Source organism: Nocardia sp. CWNU-33, assembly GCF_046764895.1.
GTDB lineage: Bacteria > Actinomycetota > Actinomycetes > Mycobacteriales > Mycobacteriaceae > Nocardia.
This window is the reverse complement of record NZ_JBKOQN010000005.1, coordinates 186010-204936: the sequence shown is the minus strand read 5'-3', so window position 1 is coordinate 204936 and position 18927 is coordinate 186010. Positions and strand designations below refer to the sequence as shown.

At 66.4% G+C, this 18927-nt stretch carries 16 protein-coding genes; 10 read left to right on the top strand and 6 right to left on the bottom strand.

Translation table 11 applies throughout. The features are described from left to right. The first annotated feature begins 5 nt into the window (after window positions 1–5). Entirely contained in the window at window positions 6–1517 is a 1512-nt protein-coding gene (locus ACLMAL_RS08730) for a leucyl aminopeptidase (RefSeq protein WP_328411278.1), read from the top strand. Between the two features lie 108 nt (window positions 1518–1625). Here ACLMAL_RS08730 and ACLMAL_RS08725 read toward each other — a convergent pair whose 3' ends face one another. Beyond that, window positions 1626–1988, bottom strand: coding sequence for an oxidoreductase (locus tag ACLMAL_RS08725; protein WP_411998607.1), 363 nt, complete (start codon window positions 1986–1988; stop codon window positions 1626–1628). Between the two features lie 259 nt (window positions 1989–2247). Between ACLMAL_RS08725 and sucB the strand changes: the two genes are divergently transcribed. From sucB to lipA, 5 genes are all read left to right on the top strand, one after another. Beyond that, window positions 2248–4023, top strand: a complete 1776-nt coding sequence (gene sucB / locus ACLMAL_RS08720) for a 2-oxoglutarate dehydrogenase, E2 component, dihydrolipoamide succinyltransferase (protein ID WP_411998606.1) — start codon at window positions 2248–2250, stop codon at window positions 4021–4023. 24 nt (window positions 4024–4047) lie between these two features. Continuing rightward, window positions 4048–4956, top strand: coding sequence for a TIGR01777 family oxidoreductase (locus ACLMAL_RS08715; RefSeq protein WP_411998605.1), 909 nt, complete (start codon window positions 4048–4050; stop codon window positions 4954–4956). After that, the gene (locus ACLMAL_RS08710) at window positions 4953–5486 is read left to right on the top strand and encodes an N-acetyltransferase family protein (RefSeq protein WP_411998604.1); all 534 of its coding nucleotides are present in this window, start codon (window positions 4953–4955) and stop codon (window positions 5484–5486) included. The genes ACLMAL_RS08715 and ACLMAL_RS08710 overlap by 4 nt, the downstream gene beginning before the upstream one ends. Before the next feature lie 152 nt (window positions 5487–5638). Further along, on the top strand, window positions 5639–6373 hold the full coding sequence (lipB, locus tag ACLMAL_RS08705) for a lipoyl(octanoyl) transferase LipB (RefSeq protein WP_411998603.1): 735 nt from the start codon (window positions 5639–5641) through the stop codon (window positions 6371–6373). A gap of 56 nt (window positions 6374–6429) precedes the next feature. Then, a complete protein-coding gene (gene lipA / locus ACLMAL_RS08700) occupies window positions 6430–7446 on the top strand; it encodes a lipoyl synthase (protein WP_406237735.1) in 1017 nt (338 codons plus the stop codon). A gap of 518 nt (window positions 7447–7964) precedes the next feature. Here the strand turns inward: lipA and ACLMAL_RS08695 are convergent. After that, entirely contained in the window at window positions 7965–8399 is a 435-nt protein-coding gene (locus ACLMAL_RS08695; protein ID WP_411998602.1) for an ester cyclase, read from the bottom strand. Window positions 8400–8854: 455 nt separating this feature from the next. Between ACLMAL_RS08695 and ACLMAL_RS08690 the strand changes: the two genes are divergently transcribed. Next, window positions 8855–11059 (top strand): elongation factor G-like protein EF-G2, encoded by a 2205-nt coding sequence (locus tag ACLMAL_RS08690; RefSeq protein WP_411998601.1) that lies wholly within the window; start codon window positions 8855–8857, stop codon window positions 11057–11059. A 163-nt stretch (window positions 11060–11222) separates the two neighbouring features. On the opposite strand, the gene ACLMAL_RS08685 is transcribed toward ACLMAL_RS08690, so the two are convergent. Continuing rightward, on the bottom strand, window positions 11223–13013 hold the full coding sequence (locus ACLMAL_RS08685) for a hypothetical protein (protein ID WP_411998600.1): 1791 nt from the start codon (window positions 13011–13013) through the stop codon (window positions 11223–11225). Between the two features lie 570 nt (window positions 13014–13583). Here ACLMAL_RS08685 and ACLMAL_RS08680 point away from each other — a divergent pair. Then, entirely contained in the window at window positions 13584–14327 is a 744-nt protein-coding gene (locus tag ACLMAL_RS08680; RefSeq protein ID WP_328411261.1) for a DUF4191 domain-containing protein, read from the top strand. A gap of 73 nt (window positions 14328–14400) precedes the next feature. Here ACLMAL_RS08680 and ACLMAL_RS08675 read toward each other — a convergent pair whose 3' ends face one another. Both ACLMAL_RS08675 and ACLMAL_RS08670 read right to left on the bottom strand, forming a co-directional pair. Next, window positions 14401–14781, bottom strand: coding sequence for a YrdB family protein (locus tag ACLMAL_RS08675; RefSeq protein WP_411998599.1), 381 nt, complete (start codon window positions 14779–14781; stop codon window positions 14401–14403). 132 nt (window positions 14782–14913) lie between these two features. Beyond that, a complete protein-coding gene (locus ACLMAL_RS08670) occupies window positions 14914–15369 on the bottom strand; it encodes an RDD family protein (protein WP_411998598.1) in 456 nt (151 codons plus the stop codon). A 251-nt stretch (window positions 15370–15620) separates the two neighbouring features. Between ACLMAL_RS08670 and glnA the strand changes: the two genes are divergently transcribed. Beyond that, window positions 15621–17057, top strand: coding sequence for a type I glutamate--ammonia ligase (gene glnA, locus ACLMAL_RS08665; protein WP_328411257.1), 1437 nt, complete (start codon window positions 15621–15623; stop codon window positions 17055–17057). A 255-nt stretch (window positions 17058–17312) separates the two neighbouring features. Here the strand turns inward: glnA and ACLMAL_RS08660 are convergent, their stop codons facing one another. Further along, the gene (locus tag ACLMAL_RS08660) at window positions 17313–17708 is read right to left on the bottom strand and encodes a hypothetical protein (protein WP_411998597.1); all 396 of its coding nucleotides are present in this window, start codon (window positions 17706–17708) and stop codon (window positions 17313–17315) included. A gap of 276 nt (window positions 17709–17984) precedes the next feature. Between ACLMAL_RS08660 and ACLMAL_RS08655 the strand changes: the two genes are divergently transcribed. Then, window positions 17985–18872, top strand: a complete 888-nt coding sequence (locus ACLMAL_RS08655) for a tyrosine-protein phosphatase (RefSeq protein WP_411998596.1) — start codon at window positions 17985–17987, stop codon at window positions 18870–18872. The last annotated feature ends 55 nt before the right edge of the window (window positions 18873–18927 follow it).

Sequence of the window (18927 nt, the reverse complement as noted above, 5' to 3'; positions counted from 1 at the left end):
GGCCCATGACCGCTGTTGCAGATCGTTCACTAGGACCGGAATTGGCTCGCACACAAACCGTCGGGCCCGACACCGATGTGCTCGTCATCGGATTGACCTCCTCGGAGAACGGCCCGGCGATCGCGCCCGATGACCTGTTCAGTGACGTGCTCGACGCCGACATCCGCGCGGAGTTGCTGGACCAGCTCGGGGCGGTCGGCGCGAAGGGCAAGGCCGAGGAATTGTCCAGGGTGCCCGCGCCCGCCGGGCTGGACGGGGTGACCAGCGTGCTCGCGGTCGGCCTCGGCGCGCCCGACAAGGTCGACGCCGAGCAGATCCGCCGCTCGGCCGGTGTCGCGGCGCGTGCGCTGTCGGGGACCGAGCTGGTGGCGACCACCCTGTCGGGCCTCGACCTCGGCGCCGCCGCCGAGGGCTTCTACCTCGGCGCGTACGCATTCACGCCGTTCAAGTCGGGCAAGTCCGCGCCGAAGCCCGACGAGCGCCCGGTGGCCAGGGTCGAACTGCTGGTGCCGGAGCCGGAATTCGGCGAGGCGGCGCTGATCAAGGCGCAACTGGTCGCCGAGGCCGTCGCCACCGCCCGGGATTTCGTCAACACCCCGCCGAGCCATCTCTTCCCCGCCGAATTCGCCGCGCGTGCGCAGGTATTGGCCGAGGCGGCCGGGCTCGAGGTCGAGGTGCTCGACGAACAGGCCTTGGAGGCAGGGGGTTTCGGTGGCGTGCTCGGCGTCGGCAAGGGTTCATCGCGCCCGCCGCGCCTGGTCCGGATCACCTACGCGGGCGGTCCCAAGAAGGTCGCGCTGATCGGTAAGGGCATTACCTTCGACACCGGCGGCATCTCCATCAAGCCCGCGCAGAACATGGAGAACATGACCTCGGACATGGCGGGCGCCGCCGCGGTCGTCGCCACCACACTCCTGGCCGCCCGCCTCGGTCTGCCGGTCACCGTCACCGCAACCGTCCCGATGGCCGAGAACATGCCGTCGGCGACCGCACAGCGCCCCGGCGATGTGCTCACCCAGTACGGCGGCACCACCGTCGAGGTGATCAATACCGATGCCGAGGGCCGTCTCATCCTCGCCGACGCGATCGTGCGGGCCGGCGAGGACGAACCCGACTACCTCATCGACGTGGCGACCCTGACCGGCGCCCAGATGGTCGCGCTCGGCACCAGGACCCCCGGCGTGATGGGTACCGACGAGTTCCGTGACCGGGTCGCGAAGATCTCCCGCGAGGTCGGCGAAAACGGCTGGGCCATGCCGCTTCCCACGGAACTGCGCGCGGACCTGAACTCCAAGATCGCCGACCTGGCCAATGTCGCGCCGCACCGCTGGGGCGGCATGCTTTCGGCAGCGCTGTTCCTCAAGGAGTTCGTGCCCGAGGGCGTGCAGTGGGCGCACCTGGATGTCGCGGGCCCGGCTTACAACACCGGCGGCCCGTTCGGCTACATCGGCAAGGGCGGCACCGGTGTCCCGGTTCGCACCCTCATCGCCGTGATCGAGGACATCGCCGCCGAGTAGTCATCCCGACGCCGTCCGAAGGTCGCCCGATCCGCCACAATCCGGCACCGGGCGACCTTCGACCGGGCCATGCGGGTGAACATATTGAACGAAACTGCGGGCCGGAACCTACAGATCGCGCAGATCCCGCTCCATCGCGCGCTGTCGCTCGAAGCGCTTCCTGGCGTCGTAATCGCGCATCCGTTGCGGATAGCCGGTTTTGCGCACGTCGTAGACCGGGATGTGCAAATCTCCGGCAAGCCGCTGCGCTCCGCGCTCGCCGACCACCCGACGGGTCCATTCCCCATCAACGGCAATAAGCACGACAGTGACGTCGGTCACTGTGGTTTTCGGTTCGATGTACCCCTCGACCCCGGTGTGGGTGCGCACCCACTGAGCCAGATAGCGGGCATCGTCACTGTGCGAGGAACCCGCACGTAGAACGCCGCTGCCCCGGGCTGCGGCACCACGAAAACGATTCAGCAAACCCACCGCAGTCGACCTCCTGTCCGACACCGGGAATCGTTCGTCACCGGTCTTCCCATCTTGCCAGCTCTGTGCAGTTCGCTGCCCTGTGCTACGTGCGAAGCGGACGGGTGCAAGGATGGAACGCGGTACAAGAACCACACGGATCTCCGGTGCCACGCACAATGATCGGTGGCTTTCGAACATTCATCGCAACCCGCGATGCGTGCTCGCAGAGAGATCAACTGTTGTAGAACCCGTCGAGCAGTCAGAGGAGTCAACGGACATGGCCTTCTCCGTCCAGATGCCGGCTCTTGGTGAGAGCGTCACCGAGGGAACGGTGACAAGGTGGCTGAAGCAGGAAGGAGACACGGTCGAGGTCGACGAGCCACTGCTCGAGGTCTCCACCGACAAGGTCGACACCGAGATCCCGTCGCCAACCGCGGGCGTGTTGTCGAAGATCGTCGCCCAAGAAGATGATGTGGTCGAGGTCGGCGGTGAACTCGGCGTGATCAGCGAAGCCGGTGAAGCCCCCGCGCCCGCCGCAGCTCCTGCCCCCGAAGCCGCGCAAGCACCCGCACCGGCACCAGCTCCCGCGCCCGAACCGGCTCCCACGCCGGTCGCCGCAGCGGCACCCGCACCTGCGGCACCTGCCGCGCCCGCGGCGGCCGCCGGATCGGGTACCCCGGTCAAGATGCCGGAACTCGGCGAATCGGTCACCGAGGGCACCGTCACCCGCTGGCTGAAGGCCGTCGGTGACCAGATCGCCGTCGACGAGCCGCTGCTCGAGGTCTCCACCGACAAGGTGGACACCGAGATCCCGTCGCCCGTCGCAGGCACCCTGCTGGAGATCACCGCGCAGGAAGACGACGTTGTCGCGGTCGGTGGACAGCTCGGCGTCGTCGGCACCGGGTCTCCGGCCGCCGCAGCCCCGGCTGCACCGGCACCTGCACCGGCTCCGGCACCTGCACCCGCCCCGGCACCGGCTCCTCCGGCTCCGGCACCCGCGCCTGCTCCCGCAGCCGCCGCTCCGGCACCCGCACCTGCGGCACCCAAGCCCGCTCCGGTTCCGGCCGCTGTGGCCGCAGCGCCGGCCGCGGACTCCTCCGGCAACGGCGCAACCCCGTATGTCACTCCCCTGGTCCGCAAGCTGGCCGAGGAGAACGCCGTCGACCTGACGGCACTGACCGGTTCCGGGGTCGGCGGACGCATCCGCAAGCAGGATGTGCTCGCCGCCGCAGAAGCCAAGAAGGCACCGGCCGCCGCACCGTCGGCGCCCGCACCGGCCGTCAAGGCGCCCGCACCCGCACCGGCCGCGGCGCAGTCACAGCTCGCGCACCTGCGTGGCACTGTGCAGAAGGCCAGCCGCATCCGGCAGATCACCGCGACCAAGACCAGGGAATCGCTGCAGACCACCGCGCAGCTGACCCAGGTGCACGAGGCGGACGTCACCAAGATCGCCGCGCTGCGCAGCCTCGCGAAGGCGTCGTTCAAGGAGCGTGAGGGCGTCAACCTGACGTTCCTGCCGTTCTTCGCCAAGGCGGTCGTCGAGGCGCTCGGCGTGCACCCGAACGTCAACGCCAGCTACGACGAGGGCACCAAGGAGATCACCTACCACGCTTCGGTGCACCTCGGCATTGCCGTCGACACCGAGCAGGGTCTGCTCTCCCCGGTGATCCACAACGCGAGCGACCTGTCGCTGGCCGGGCTGGCGCGTGCCATCGCGGACATCGCCAACCGCGCGCGCAACGGCGGCCTCAAGCCCGACGAGTTGGCCGGTGGCACCTTCACCATCACCAATATCGGCAGCCAGGGCGCACTGTTCGACACCCCGATCCTGGTGCCGCCGCAGGCGGGCATGCTCGGCACGGGTGCCATCGTCAAGCGCCCTGTGGTCGTCACCGACGAGACGGGCAACGAATCCATCGGCGTCCGTTCGATGTGCTATCTGCCGCTCACCTACGATCACCGCCTCATCGATGGCGCCGACGCGGGTCGGTTCCTGACCACGATCCGGCACCGGCTCGAGGAAGCGGCGTTCGAAGCTGATCTCGGCCTGTAATTCGGGAAGGTCGGACTGTCAGGCATGAAGGTGGTGATCGCCGGTTCGTCCGGACTGATCGGGACGGCGCTCGTCGTGGCACTTCGCCGCGACGGGCATGACGTCGCCCGCCTCGTCAGGCGTCCGGCCGCGGCCCCGGACGAGTACGTGTGGGATCCCGCTCGCGCCGAATTGGACGAGCGGGCCCTGCGCGGCGCGGACGCGGTGGTCAACCTGTGCGGCGCGAGCATCGGGCGCCGGCGCTGGAACGGCAGTTACAAGCAGGAACTGCGCGACAGCCGAATCACTCCGACTGATGTGCTCGCCAACGCTGTCGCCGCAGCAGGCGTTCCGGTGCTGGTCAACGGCAGCGGCGTGCACTACTACGGCGGCGAGACCGGCGACCGCGTCGTCGACGAAACCTCGCCCGTCGGTGCGGGTTTCCTCGCCACCCTGTGCCGCGATTGGGAGGCCGCGACCGAACCCGCCACCGCCGCAGGCGTGCGCACGGTGTTACTGCGTAGTGCCGTGGTGTTGTCGCACAGTGGCGGCATGCTCGGCATGCTGCAGCCGCTGTATTCGCTCGGCCTCGGCGGCCGACTCGGCAACGGCAGGCAGTACACGCCGTGGATCTCGTTGGACGACGAGATCGGCGCAATCATCTTCGCGCTCACCGACGACACGATCTCCGGTCCGATCAACGCGGTCGGACCGGCGCCGGTCACCAACGCCGAATTCAACCGCGCGCTCGGCCGGGCACTGCACCGTCCGACCCCCATGGTGGTGCCCTCGTTCGCGCTGCGCGCGCTGATCGGTGAGTTCGCGCAGGAGGCGATCCTGCACGGACCACGAGCCATCCCCACCGCACTCGAGGAAGCGGGCTATCCGTTCCAGCACCACACCATCGGCGCCGCGCTCGCGGCGACGTTGGGTCGCGAGGGAGATGAGCGATGACCGAACTGCAAGCGCGACCGGTGCTGGTTGTCCGCGACGCACACGAAGGCGATCTGCCGTCGGTGTTGGAGATCCACAACGCGAATATCGCCACCTCCACGGCCATTTGGGACGAGGAGCAGGTCGGCCTCGACGAGCGGCAAGCCTGGTTCCGGACCCGCACCGCCGCCGGAATGCCGATTCTCGTTGCCGACATCGACGGCGAAGTCGCCGGTTATGCCAGCTACGGCCCGTGGCGGCCCAAGTCCGGCTACCGGTTCTCGGTGGAGAACTCGGTGTACGTCGCAGACCGATTCCAGCGGCGCGGGGTCGCCACCGCACTGCTCACCGAGTTGGTCGCGCGGGCGCGGGCCAGCGGCACCGTGCACGCGATGATCGCCGCGATCGAATCGAGCAACACCGGGTCGATCTCATTGCACGAACGCTTCGACTTCCACACCGTCGGCAAACTCCCGCAGGTGGGCTGGAAGTTCGAGCGCTGGATGGACCTGACGCTGATGCAATTGACGTTGCCTATCGACCCGCACTAGCGGCCTGCCAACCCCGAGCTATCGACCCGAGCGGCGTCCAGCCGTCTCGGGCAGCTGCCGTGCGAGAGCCGGTGATCGAGCCGGTTACCGTGTGGCATCCCCCACACCACATCGGTAGAACCTGTGATCCAGCTGAGCGTACCGTCGAGGACGTGAACGACACGCGCACCACGTGGTCCGCCAGATTCGACACGACCCCGATCGTGGTCAAGGATCTCGGACTCATCGACTACCACAGTGCCTGGGACCTGCAGCGCAACATCGCCGCCGAGCGGGCCGACGGCGTCGGAAACGATCACCTGCTGCTGCTCGAGCACCCGTCGGTGTACACGGCGGGCCGGCGCACCGAGGCCGAGGATCTGCCGATCGACGGCAGCCCGGTGGTCGAGGTCGATCGCGGCGGCAAGATCACCTGGCACGGGCCGGGCCAGCTCGTCGGCTATCCGATCGTGCGGCTCGCGGAACCGGTGGACGTGGTGCAGTACGTGCGCAGGCTGGAAGAGGCGCTGATCACTGTGTGCACCCAACTCGGCCTGACCTGCGGCCGCATCGAGGGCCGATCGGGTGTATGGCTGCCCGCGACCGAGTTCTTCGCCGAACGCAAGATCGCCGCCATCGGTGTGCGTGTGCAGCGTGGCGTTGCCCTGCACGGCATTTCGCTGAACTGCAATTCCGCGCTCGACGGCTTCCAGGCGATCGTGCCGTGCGGCATCCGTGACGCGGGCGTCACCACGCTGACCCGCGAGCTCGGCCGCGAAGTGACGGTGGCCGAGGTCAAGCCCGCGGTCACCGACGCCATCATCCGCGCGCTCGACGGCGAACTTCCGGTGACCGCGCACGACATCGTGCGCGTCACACCGCAGCCCGCACCGGGCGTCGGCGCGTGACCGCGGTGACCGATGGCGCGGCGGCGGGGGAAAACACCGGGCGTAGCATCGGTTCGGTGACCTCAGCTTCAGCACCAGCAGGACGCAAACTGCTACGCATCGAGGCGCGCAACGCGGAGACCCCGATCGAGCGCAAACCTCAATGGATTCGCACCAAGGCCAAGATGGGCCCGGAATACACCGAACTCAAGGGACTGGTCAAACGCGAGGGCCTGCACACGGTGTGCGAGGAAGCGGGCTGTCCCAACATCTTCGAGTGCTGGGAAGATCGCGAAGCCACCTTCCTCATCGGCGGCGAGCAGTGCACGAGGCGCTGCGACTTCTGCCAGATCGACACCGGCAAGCCGGCCGCACTCGACCGCGACGAGCCCCGCCGGGTCGCCGAGAGCGTGCAGGCGATGGGTCTGCGCTATTCGACCATCACCGGCGTCGCCCGCGACGACCTGGAAGACGGCGGCGCGTGGCTCTACGCCGAAACCGTCCGCGCCATCAAGCAACTCAACCCGAACACCGGCGTCGAACTGCTCATCCCCGACTTCAACGCCGATCCCGATCAGCTGGCCGAGGTGTTCTCCTCGCGCCCCGAGGTGCTCGCGCACAACCTGGAAACCGTGCCGCGCATCTTCAAGCGGATCCGCCCCGCCTTCCGCTATGAGCGTTCGCTCTCGGTGCTGACCGCGGCGCGCGAAGCGGGCCTCGTCACCAAGTCCAACCTGATCCTCGGTATGGGCGAGACCCCGGAAGAGGTCACCCAGGCGATGCGCGATCTGCACGAGGCGGGCTGCGACATCCTCACCATCACCCAGTATCTGCGCCCGTCCCCCCGGCACCACCCGGTCGACCGCTGGGTGAAGCCCGAGGAATTCGTCGACCACTCGAAGATGGCCGAGGAAATCGGCTTCGCGGGTGTCATGGCGGGCCCCCTGGTGCGCTCCTCTTACCGCGCAGGGCGCCTCTACACCCAGGCGATGACCCACCACGGCCGTGAAATCCCCACCGCCATGGCCCATCTCGCCAAGGAAGGCACCGCCTCCCAGGAAGCTAGCGCGGTCCTCGCGCGCTTCGGCAGCTAACGTCAACAGCAACCCAGGTCCCCGCACACCTCGAGGTGTGCGGGGACCTGTGTGTGTGGCGCAACGAGCGATCTTGCCCCACACATCTCGCTCGACGGCCATCCTCGTCGACGGCCTGCAACGCACCGCCCGGATAGATCCCGAATCCGATCGACTCGAAATGATCACGCCGCCACTCGATCTCGGTCCTTACGCACATGCCGCCACACCTCCGCAGTGGGCTCCACTAACGCCCGGCCGCATGTCGCCTATATTCGGCGCCGACAAATTCCAGGCCCGCGTCGATGAAGCTCGGGCAGTATTCGATGCAGCCGTGCGCGAACACTCCGAGAAAGAAAGGTGTCGCGCCCCGTGCCACTGCACGACACCAGTGCTCGGTGAGTCGCAGTCTCGGTGATGCCCGGACATGGGCGGAGGACGCCCGCAGACCATCGACAGACTCGTTGAGGTCGCCTACGCGCGAATCGTCGATGTTCTCGCGGGCCTCACTGCGATACAGTGCGCATCCACGGTGCGAGTCAGGTTGTTGCAGAGTGCGCCGACTGGACGACGCCGAGCTGCTGCATCATCCCGAGCGTATCCCAGCATTCCCAGCCTTCGACGATCTTGCCGTCCTGGAAGCGATTGATTGTGATTCCCTGAACGACCGCTGATTTGCCTGTCGCGGGCATGCCCATCATCTCGCCGTCGTTGGTTCCTGTCCCCGTCCATCGGGTAGTGACGAAGTCGCCTTCGGCGATCTGTTCATTGACCAAGAACCGTTGATCCGAGAATGCGGCGAGATACATCTGCGCGAGCCGTTTGACGCCTTCGGGGCCATGGACATCGGCGAACGGGTTCTGTGGATCGTGGTCGATGTAGTCGGCCGCAATTACCTCGTCGAATACATCGAGGTCTCGCGTGTTCCATGCATCGAAGACCCGCTTGGCGGCGGCCTTGTTCTGCTCTGACATGGCGCTTCCTTTCGATTGATGATGCCGAACTGGCGGGGGCGGCCGTAGTCGCTACAGCCAAATCGCGGTGCCCGGCGCTGAGTGTGGTGTGGAGCGCGGCCGCGATGCCGACAGTGGGTCCAGGCGCCGCGACCCAGTATGTGGACGCTGTCATCACGGCGGATGCCCGTCCGAATGTGGTCGGCAGGCATCCAGCTACCCGCCAATCACAAACCCTGAAGCCGGCGTATCGCAATCATTGTGCGCCTCTTTCGTACGCGAGGTAAGGGGGCAACGGAGACCGCTGCGGGCCTGTCCCACACTGTCAGGCATACACGGGCCACCGTCGCGGTGCACCGGGCGACGCGAGTATCGAGCGCGCCGATCCGACCGGATCTCGCGAAGCGTGGACGCGGCGCGACCGGTGGTGGGAAGCTCGATGTACGGCAGGTGTCGGCGAGGAAGCGAGACACACAGTGGACAAGGCGAGTGCAGCTGCCGGGGGCAACGGCAGAGTGGTGAGCGCGGGGCGGCCGGAGGACATCCGGAATGTGGTGCTGGTCGGACACAGCGGGTCGGGGAAAACGACTCTGGTCGAGGCGTTGGCGCTGACGACCGGGGCGGTGAACCGGGCGGGGCGGGTCGAGGACGGCACCTCGCTGTCGGATTACGACGAGATCGAGCATCGTCAGCATCGGTCGGTGCAGTTGTCGGTGGTGCCGATCTCCTGGGCGGGGATCAAGATCAATCTGGTGGACACGCCCGGCTATGCCGATTTCGTCGGTGAGCTGCGTGCGGGCCTGCGGGCGGCGGACGCGGCGCTGTTCGTCGTTTCCGCGGCGGAGGGTGCCGAGGCGGTCAGTGGTGCGACCCGCGCGCTGTGGGAGGAATGCGCAGCGGTCGGGATGCCGCGCGCGATCGTGATCACCCACCTGGACACCGCACGCGCCGATTTCGACGAGATGACCGAGACCTGTCGCACCGTTCTCGGTGACGGTTCGTCGGAAAACATTCTGCCGCTGCATCTTCCGGTGTACGGGCCGAAAAGCCTCGACGGTCATCGACCGGTCACGGGGCTGGTCGAGCTGCTGCCGCACTGCGTGGTCGACTACTCCTCCGGTGAATGCACGCAGATCGAACCCTCCGTCGATCAGGTGACGGCGTTGGAGGAAGCGCGCAACCGCCTCATCGAGGGCATCATCGCCGAGAGCGAGGACGAATCGCTCATGGAGCGCTACCTCGGCGGCGAGGAGATCGATCTCGCCACGCTCGTCACCGACCTCGAACGCGCGGTCGCCCGCGGCAGCTTCCATCCCGTGCTGTTCGGCGCGCAAGCGCCGGAGGGCGCGAAACAAGGCCTCGGCACCGTCGAACTGCTCGACCTGATCACCGGCGGCTTCCCGACTCCTGCGGAGCACACCGTCTCCGCGATCACCACCACCAATGGCGCCGCGCGACAGCCGCTGCACTGCGACCCGGCGGGCGTGCTGGCCGCCGAGGTGATCCGGACGGCATCGGACCCCTACGTCGGCCGGGTGTCACTGGTCCGGGTCTTCTCCGGCACCCTGCACGCCGACGACACCGTGCACGTATGCGGTCACGGGCACGAGGACCGCGGCCACGAGAACCACGATGTGGACGAACGGATCGGCGGGGTCACCGCACCGTTCGGCAAACAACAGCGCCCGCTCGGGCAGGCGATCGCGGGCGACATCGCCTACGTCACCAAACTCACCAGCGCCGAGACCGGCGACACCCTGTCCGGCACTGCGGCGCCGCTGCTCATCGAACCGTGGCCGATGCCGGATCCGCTGCTCCCCATTGCCATTCGGGCCCGCAGCAAGGCCGATGAGGACAAGCTCTCCTCCGGCCTCGCGCGCTTGGTCGCCGAGGATCCCGCGGTGCGGTTGGAGCAGAACGGCGACACCCACCAGATCGTGCTGTGGTGCCTCGGCGAGGCGCACCGCGATGTCGCGCTGGAGCGGTTGCGCACCCGATTCGGGGTTCAGGTCGACGTTATCGATCACCAGGTCGCGCTGCGGGAGACGTTCGCGGGCAAGGCAACCGCGCGCGGCAGGCACGTCAAACAGTCCGGCGGCCACGGGCAATACGCCGTCTGCGAGATCGAGGTGGAGCCACTGCCCGGCGGGTCCGGCATCGAGTTCGTCGACAAGGTGGTCGGCGGCGTCGTTCCGCGCCAATTCATTCCGTCGGTGGAGAAGGGCATCCGTGCGCAGGCGCTGCGCGGTGTGGCGGCAGGTTATCCCCTTACCGATGTGCGGGTCACGCTCTTCGACGGCAAGGCGCACTCGGTCGATTCCTCCGATGCTGCCTTCCAAACCGCGGGTGCGCTCGCCCTGCGCGAGGCCGCGACCGCGGCGGGCATCGCGCTGCTCGAACCGCTCGACGAGGTCTGGGTCGTCGTCTCCGACGACTACGTCGGCCCGGTCCTCACCGATTTGTCCAGCCGCCGCGGTCGTGTCCTTGGCACCGAACCGCACGGCATCGGCCGCACCCGCATCCACGCCGAGGTCCCCGAACTCGAACTCAGCCGCTACGCCATCGACCTGCGTTCCCTCTCACACGGCACGGGTGACTTCAGCCGCACCTACACCCGGCACGAGCAAATGCCCCAGTCGATTGCCACCGCTGTCCGTGGGCAGGCCACGGTCCGGACCTAGCCGACACCGCTGCGACTTTCTCCCTGCGGCCATCCGTCGTGTGCTTCGGCCACGCGCTCAGGTTTGCAATCAGCCGATCTCCGTCGACGGGCCACCAACAGCAGACTCAACGGCCCCACCGAGTCCGACCACGATGCTCGCCTGCTCGACTCGGGTGGCAGCGTCAACATTCTGGTGGGTACGGAAAGCACAGCGGCGGCATGAGCATAGGTGCTGGTTCCGCCGTTTCAGCGACAGGTCCGGGCGGTACGGCGGCCTCGGTGGTCGGTGTGGGCTGGTGCGGCACTACTGCGTCCTGGTGCGACGACGAGCAAGCGGCGGCCAGCAACCACAGCGCGACAAAGGCGCCCACGATGACAGCCACCGCCGCCAGCTGCTGCGGAAGATGCCGGTTGACCTGCACAGGGCCGGTGGCCTGGGCTGGGAGAAGCTGACGGATGGACAGCGCAGGTCGAGTCGCCCGAGCTGGGAAAAGCTGACGAATGGACAGCGCGGGTCGAAGCGATGGCATGCGGAGCCGACGGTCGTTGACGACCGGCTTGGTTCGGCCCGGCAACAGTCTCGGTGCGGTTTGTGACGGTAACCAGCTCTCGGCGGGTGGCTGCGCGCTGACCGGGCGCGACAGCATGTCGTCATAGTCCTCGTCGTAGTCGTAGTCGTAGTCGTCGTAGCTATCGGCATCGGCATCGGCATCGATCCACGACGACCATTGGCCGGTGAAGGACGACTCCGGACCGTCGGACTCCGCAGGCTCCACATCACCCGCATCGTCTTCGGTCTCGTACTGCCGGCCCCGGTATGGTGCCGGGGTTCGGTACGACTGCGCCGGATCCACATCGAGATCGTGGATGGTCGACGACACCTGATGATCTGCATGGAAAGTGCTCGGCGACGGCGGCTCGACCTCGGAATCGGGCACGATCAACAGCGACTGACCATCCAGAAACGACGATCTCCCTGACGGCTCCATCTCGGTGTCAGGTGTGATCCATGGTGGCGGGACCACCGCGGGCGCCCCTCGTTGCTGCCCGCTCGAGTCCGGAGCACGTCGCCCCTCCACGGTCGACCACGCGCCGGGTGCGTCTGTGACGAGTTGCGTGTCCGTGCAGCTTGCGGCGGTAGCACTCGCACCGGAATGCGACATCGACGCCGCCCCGGCGGCGTCGGATACATCGTCGGTCCGGCGATGATCCACGCGGGCGGACAGGGAGCGGCGCGGGCTCTGATCATCCAGTGGTCGCACAGGAGGCCCGAACCGCGTTACCTGTTCCGACTCGTCCGGTTGCACCCGCAGGAGAGTCGCCGCCTGCGGCGACTCCGATTGGTCCGACGCAGGCATCGACTGATCTTCGTCCGGCGGGCAGTCGAGTTCGGCCGAACGCACCGAGCCGGATGGGGCCGCGGCCACTGCGGGCAGCGACGAGGTCGGCGAGTGATCCAGATCGGTCGGGCACGGCGGCCCGCTCGAACCCGCACGCGGGCGTGTCTGCGACGGAAAGCCCTCCGCGACCAGGTCTTCGCGGGTGACCAGATCGGACATGTGCAAGTCACCGAGCAACGCGTGCACGTCCTCGGCGGACCAGATCAGCCGTCGGTTCGCGGTGCGGATGAACCAAGCACGCAGCTGACCGGGAGTCGACCCCAACACCACCGGGAATTCGTCGTGCGGCGATTCGACATTCGACGTGATCCCTGCTTCCGCGGGCGGGACCACGACCATCAGCCCGTCGACATGGCGCCCACGAACCAGTTCTTTCAGCCTGGAGACAGCATTCGTCATCTGATCGAACAGGCTGCTGTCGTCAGGCACCTGGATCCGATCACCCTCGAACCTGGGCTGTCGCCCATCGGCCCACACCGGCAAGCCACCGGTGGCGGCTACCGGAACAGCCGCTTTCGCTCCGATCACGACCACTGCCTGCGGCGTGATCACCACCAGATCGGTTTCTGTCACATGGTCCGCGCGGCCAGGCCCTGGGATAGAACACCCAGGAATCGCCAGTCCCACAATGATGCGATGCCCGGTCCAGGTCCGCATCCAGTCGAGCACTCGCTGCTCGGATCCCGGTATCGCCGTTCGCTCGTTGATGACCCGCATCGATGGCCACCCTTCATCGCGTCCACGCTATCGACCGCTCAAAGATATTCGATGCGAGGGCCAGTTGGAAATCCGAAAGGCACTGCAAGAGCAGGGCATTGGCGGCACAAGGGCGGTCGTACGCCAGCGCGTCGGACGAATTCGATCACTGCCTGCCCGCCGCCGTTCAGGCGCGGATCTGAAACGACCTTCGTGTATCGATTCGAACCCGGTGGACTGTTCGCCCGATCCTCGCCTCGGTGGCCGCCGCGGCCACGGTAGCGAAGGCGCTACCGTGTGCGTCGCCGTATTGCACGAGCAAGGCCTGGTGGTCGAGCGTGTGTGATCGTGATCATCTCGTATCGGCGAGCAGGCCGCATCGCGATCACTCGAACCACGCCCGTCCCGCCGCCGACCGGGCTATACGCAGCCACTATCCTGAGAGACATGGCAGTAGGCAAGGGCGGCACCCCGTCGAAGGAAGCGAAGGCCGCGGCGAAAGCGGCGCGCAAGCAGCAGTCGAAAGAACGCCGCCAGCAGTTGTGGCAGGCGTTCCAGATGCAGCGCAAGGAAGACAAGCTGCTGCTGCCCTTGATGATCGGCGCCGTGGTCGGCATCACGGCCGTATTCGTGGTGGTCGGCCTGATCTTCGGATTGCAGTGGTTCCTGCTGCCGCTCGGCCTGCTGCTCGGTGTGCTCGTGGCGTTCATCATCTTCGGGCGGCGCGTACAGAAAAACGTCTACGCCAAGGCCGAGGGCCAGGCGGGCGCCGGGGCGTGGGTGCTGGAGAACCTGCAGGGCAAGTGGCGGGTCAGCAACGGCATCGCGGCGACCACCCAGCTGGACGCCGTGCACCGGGTGATCGGCCTGCCCGGGGTGATCCTGATCGGCGAGGGTTCCCCGCAGCGGTTGAAATCGCTGATTGCGCAGGAGAAGAAGCGCACCGCGCGACTTATCGGCGATACCCCGATCTACGACATCATCATCGGTAACGACGAGGGCCAGGTATCGCTGAAGGAGCTGCAGCGCCACCTCACCAAGCTGCCCCGCAATATCGACGTCAAGCGCATGGACCTCATCGAGGGCAGGCTCAGCGCCCTCAACGCGCGCAGCGGCCCGGCTCTGCCGAAGGGCCCGATGCCCGCGGGCGCCAAGATGCGCGGCGTGCAGCGCAGCATCCGCAGGCGCTGACCAAGCGCGGTAAGAATTTCGAAAGGCCCGCGTCCCGGGAATCCGGACGCGGGCCTTCGGTTGTCCGGTGCCGTTACGCCGACTTTCCCCTGGTGAGCAGCCAAGTGATCCGGTCGTAGGCGAGCAGGTGATAGACCACGAGCGCCGCCCCCGACACCAGTGCCCAGCGCGGCAGCCCCGCGGCCCACAGGAGGGCGGCTCCGCCGAACAGCACGGCAACCTCGACCGCGAGGCGGACCGGACCGGCCACCGCGACCGGCGCCGCACCGCTTCGGCTCGGGTCGCCGGGAACGGCGAACGTGCCCCACAGCGCGGCGGCCACGATCGGCAGCGCCACCACCAGGATGAACCGCCAGGGCGATTCGAAGACCCGCCAGCCATACACCCCGAAGGAAGCGATTGCGGTGAGTTCGAACAGTAAGCGAACGGCGAGCAACGCCGGATTCAATGACACCCGCGGAGCTTACCGACGCGGGGTCACCATTGCCCGGCCGTTTTCGGACATCTGCAGTCCACAGCGAATGATGCAGCCTCTCGATCGCCTCGCGGTCTCGAACCCGCGTTTGGGCCGTAACGTGACGCCGCGTCAGCGCGCGCGGGCGACTGCGGTCCCGGTGGCCCGGTCGTGCATGCCGCGACCGTCGGCGTCGGTGAACAGCGCGGGCACCACGAATACCAGCAGCGCCTGCCGAGCCAGCGCACGCACGAAACCGACACCTACCGGCGCATCGACCCGGATCACCCGCAGCCGAAGGAAGTACTGCCCTGGTGTGTAACCGAACAACGTGACCGCACCCACACCGATCACGAACCAGATCAACAGGGTGAGGCTCGAGGCCGAGCCGCCGCGCACGATCAACAGCGAGATCCCGAGCGCGATCATCCAGTCCACGAACAGGGCGGCGATACGGCGTCCCATGCCTGGCAACGACCCGGAACCCGACTGCGGCAGACCGAGGTATTGACCGGGGAACTCAGGGGTTGCCGGGTCATCCGGGTCCGTCGGGGGTCCCGAGAGCCACGATCCGGTGCTGCGTGCCATACCCCCACAATAAGCGCGCCCAACCGGCCGTCTGGCACCGCATAAGCAGAGTTCAGGTCGGTGGGTGTTGCCAGGGATGGGAGGATTACCATGCTGTTCGAGCCCGGGTGGTCAGCGCCACCTGGCCAGCCGCACGTGTAACACTGGCGAAACACAGCCTTGACTGCCGGGAAACACCGCATCCATAGCGTCTGGTCGCGACGAACCCATGCAATCGACACGGGCTGGGAACCGATCCGTAAGGAGTACAAGTGACGTTCAGCACGGCCGACGAGGTCATCAAATTCCTCGCTGACGAGGAAGTCGAGTATGTCGACATCCGCTTCAGCGATCTTCCTGGTGTACAACAGCACTTCTCGATCCCCGCGAAGGCGTTCACCACCGACCTCGCAGAGGAAGGGCTCGCGTTCGACGGCTCCTCCGTCCGTGGCTTCCAGTCGATCGACGAGTCGGACATGCTCCTACTCCCCGACTTCAGCACCGCGCGACTGGACCCGTTCCGCGCCGCGAAAACCCTGAACCTCAACTTCTTCGTGCACGACCCGTTCACCCGCGAGGCCTACAGCCGCGACCCGCGCAACATCGCGCGCAAGGCCGAGGAGTACCTGCGTTCGACCGGTATCGCCGACACCGCCTACTTCGGCGCCGAGGCGGAGTTCTACATCTTCGACTCGGTGCGCTACGAATCGGGGATGAACGGCGCGTTCTACGAGATCGACTCGATCTCGGGTTCGTGGAACACCGGCGCGGAGTTCAACCCGGACGGCACCCGCAACCGCGGTTACAAGGTTCGCAACAAGGGCGGTTACTTCCCGGTCGCTCCGTACGACCACTACGTCGACCTGCGCGACAAGATCTCGACCAACCTGCAGGAAGCGGGCTTCGAGCTGGAGCGCGGCCACCACGAGGTCGGCACCGCCGGTCAGGCCGAGATCAACTACAAGTTCGGCACCCTGCTTTCGGCCGCCGACGACCTGCAGCTGTTCAAGTACATCGTGAAGAACACCGCATGGCAGGAAGGCAAGACCGTCACCTTCATGCCGAAGCCGCTCTTCGGTGACAACGGCTCGGGCATGCACGTGCACCAGTCGCTGTGGAAGGACGGCAAGCCGCTGTTCCACGACGAGGCCGGTTACGCGGGTCTGTCGGATCTGGCGCGTCACTACATCGGGGGCATCCTGCACCATGCCCCGTCGCTGCTGGCGTTCACCAACCCGACCGTGAACTCCTACCACCGTCTGGTTCCCGGCTACGAGGCCCCCATCAACCTGGTGTACTCGCAGCGCAACCGCTCGGCTGCCGTGCGTATCCCGGTCACCGGCAACAACCCGAAGGCCAAGCGCATCGAGTTCCGCGCGCCGGACTCCTCGGGCAACCCGTACCTGGCCTTCGCCGCCATGATGATGGCGGGCCTGGACGGCATCAAGCGCAAGCTCGAGCCGATGGCCCCGGTCGACAAGGACCTCTACGAGCTCCCGCCGGAGGAGGCCAAGAACATCCCCCAGGCCCCCACCAGCCTGGCGTCGGTCATCGACAAGCTCGAGCAGGACCACGACTACCTCACCGAAGGCAACGTCTTCACCGAGGACCTGATCGAGACCTGGATCTCCATCAAGCGCGAGCAGGAAATCGCCCCGGTGAACCTCCGCCCGCACCCGTACGAGTTCGAGCTCTACTTCGACGTGTAAGCCTGACCAGGGCCTTTACGCCTGATTCGGGCTCTCGGTAGCAGCAGCAGAATTAGAGTCCACCCGTTGGGCGATCACTCCGGCGATCGCCTGGCGGGTGGATTTGTCTGTTTCCGGCCACAGATGGCCGTAGGTGTCGAGCGTGGTTTTCGCGTTCACGTGCCGTGTTCGCGCTTCACGACTTTGATGTTCGCGCCGCTCGCGATGAGCATCGACGCGAGGCAGTCAGAGACACCTGAGTCCTCAGATGCTCTTTCAGATCTGGTAGGGGTAGATAGCGACACTGTTCACTTCGACGCTGATCTCCACCCAGGCGCCGTCGGTGCTGGCGGAGATTGGTGATGCAAGATCGAACAGAATCAGTGAGTCGCCCATCTGAAGGTACGCAGCGCCGTCCTCGGTCAGCTGGAGCCGCCCGCGCATGACTACTCCGTCGCCTTCCTGCCGGAGTCCCGCCTCGGCAAGTGGGACTGACTGCGTGTTCTGCCCCCAGAAGATGTCGTCATCGATGGTCCACTCAATGAAGTGGTGGCCATCGGCTTCTTGCGGATCACCGCGCCAGAGCACCTCGGCGACTCCGACGGGCGTGTGAACCCGAACTTTCATCGGCCACTGTGGGGCCTGCGGCACCTTCTCCGTGCGCACCAGCATGCCCGCATCATCCAGGACGCCACCCACGCCGCTGAGGGCGGCCTCGCGTCACGAGATCTGCAGTGAGATCTTAGCTGTGGCCTGCAGCTGTCGGGTACGCAGAAATGAAGGAAATTCCGCGTTCATGCACTGAATCTTCCTGCGGCATGGTGAATCCCGTTGAATGGAACTGGAATCCTGTTGAACAGGAAGAGAATCCCGATGACCGGGGCAGTGGCGGCGAAAGCGGAGAGAACAGCTGCAGACACCTCGGCCTTGGTCCTACTGTCCCGCGCCATGAAGATTTCTGTTATTTCTTTCATTACCGCCGCCCTTGCGACATTCGCACTTACCGCGACCGGTTCGCCGCCTACCGCGATTGCCGATCCCACCGTCGAGGCGGCGGCGCGGATCGAGTTGCAGGGGGCGGTGAATGTTCGTGATATCGGCGGATATCGGACCTATGACGGGGCTAAGGTCAAGTCCGGCAAGGCTATTCGAGCCGATTCATTGGACAAGCTGACAGCTGCGGATGTACAGAAGCTGGGCAGTCTGAACCTGAAGGCAGCCATCGATCTGCGGACGCCCGCGGAGGTCCAGTTCTCGGGGCCCGACAAGCTGCCCGCAGGTGTGCAACAGATCTCGCGGCCGATCGATGACACCGGGCTGTTCCAGCAGATGCTGCAGGCGATTCAGTCTCGCGATCCGCAGCGGCAGGAGGAATTGCTCGGCAACGGACGGGCCGAGGAGATCATGGCGGGCGTGTATCGGAGCTTCTTCAATACCGATTCGCTGGCCAAATTCGGGCAGACGATCAAGGATCTCGCGGCAACCGACAAGGCCACGCTCTATCACTGCACCGCGGGCAAGGATCGAACCGGCTGGGTCACCTACGTGGTCCTGCGGGCGGTCGGCGTGCCGGAACAGACTGCGCGCCAGGACTATTTGCTGTCGAATCAGTTCCGGGCCGCGGCCGACGCGAAGCTGCGCGAGGATGTGAAACGAGCAGGTCTGATGCAGAACCCCGATCTGCTGATTCCGTTGCAAGAAGTCCGTGCCGCCTATCTGGAAACGGCAGTCGACAAACTGGAAGCGGATTATGGAGACTTCGGGAAGTTCCTGACCCAGGGCCTCGGCCTCGACGGCGGGACCATCCTGCAACTGCGCAAGAACCTCGTCGGCTGATATTCATGGAATTCGTTCGGGTCCATCTGTTTCGGCGGATGGGCCCGAACGGCTG

Bases quoted from the DNA above. Each gene is read 5' to 3' on its own strand.
- ACLMAL_RS08730 (WP_328411278.1), top strand. From the start codon at position 6: ATGACCGCTGTTGCAGATCGTTCACTAGGACCGGAATTGGCTCGCACA.
- sucB (WP_411998606.1), top strand. From the start codon at position 2,248: ATGGCCTTCTCCGTCCAGATGCCGGCTCTTGGTGAGAGCGTCACCGAG.
- ACLMAL_RS08715 (WP_411998605.1), top strand. From the start codon at position 4,048: ATGAAGGTGGTGATCGCCGGTTCGTCCGGACTGATCGGGACGGCGCTC.
- ACLMAL_RS08710 (WP_411998604.1), top strand. From the start codon at position 4,953: ATGACCGAACTGCAAGCGCGACCGGTGCTGGTTGTCCGCGACGCACAC.
- ACLMAL_RS08695 (WP_411998602.1), bottom strand. From the start codon at position 8,399: ATGTCAGAGCAGAACAAGGCCGCCGCCAAGCGGGTCTTCGATGCATGG.
- ACLMAL_RS08680 (WP_328411261.1), top strand. From the start codon at position 13,584: ATGGCAGTAGGCAAGGGCGGCACCCCGTCGAAGGAAGCGAAGGCCGCG.
- ACLMAL_RS08670 (WP_411998598.1), bottom strand. From the start codon at position 15,369: ATGGCACGCAGCACCGGATCGTGGCTCTCGGGACCCCCGACGGACCCG.
- ACLMAL_RS08660 (WP_411998597.1), bottom strand. From the start codon at position 17,708: ATGCTGGTGCGCACGGAGAAGGTGCCGCAGGCCCCACAGTGGCCGATG.
- ACLMAL_RS08655 (WP_411998596.1), top strand. From the start codon at position 17,985: ATGAAGATTTCTGTTATTTCTTTCATTACCGCCGCCCTTGCGACATTC.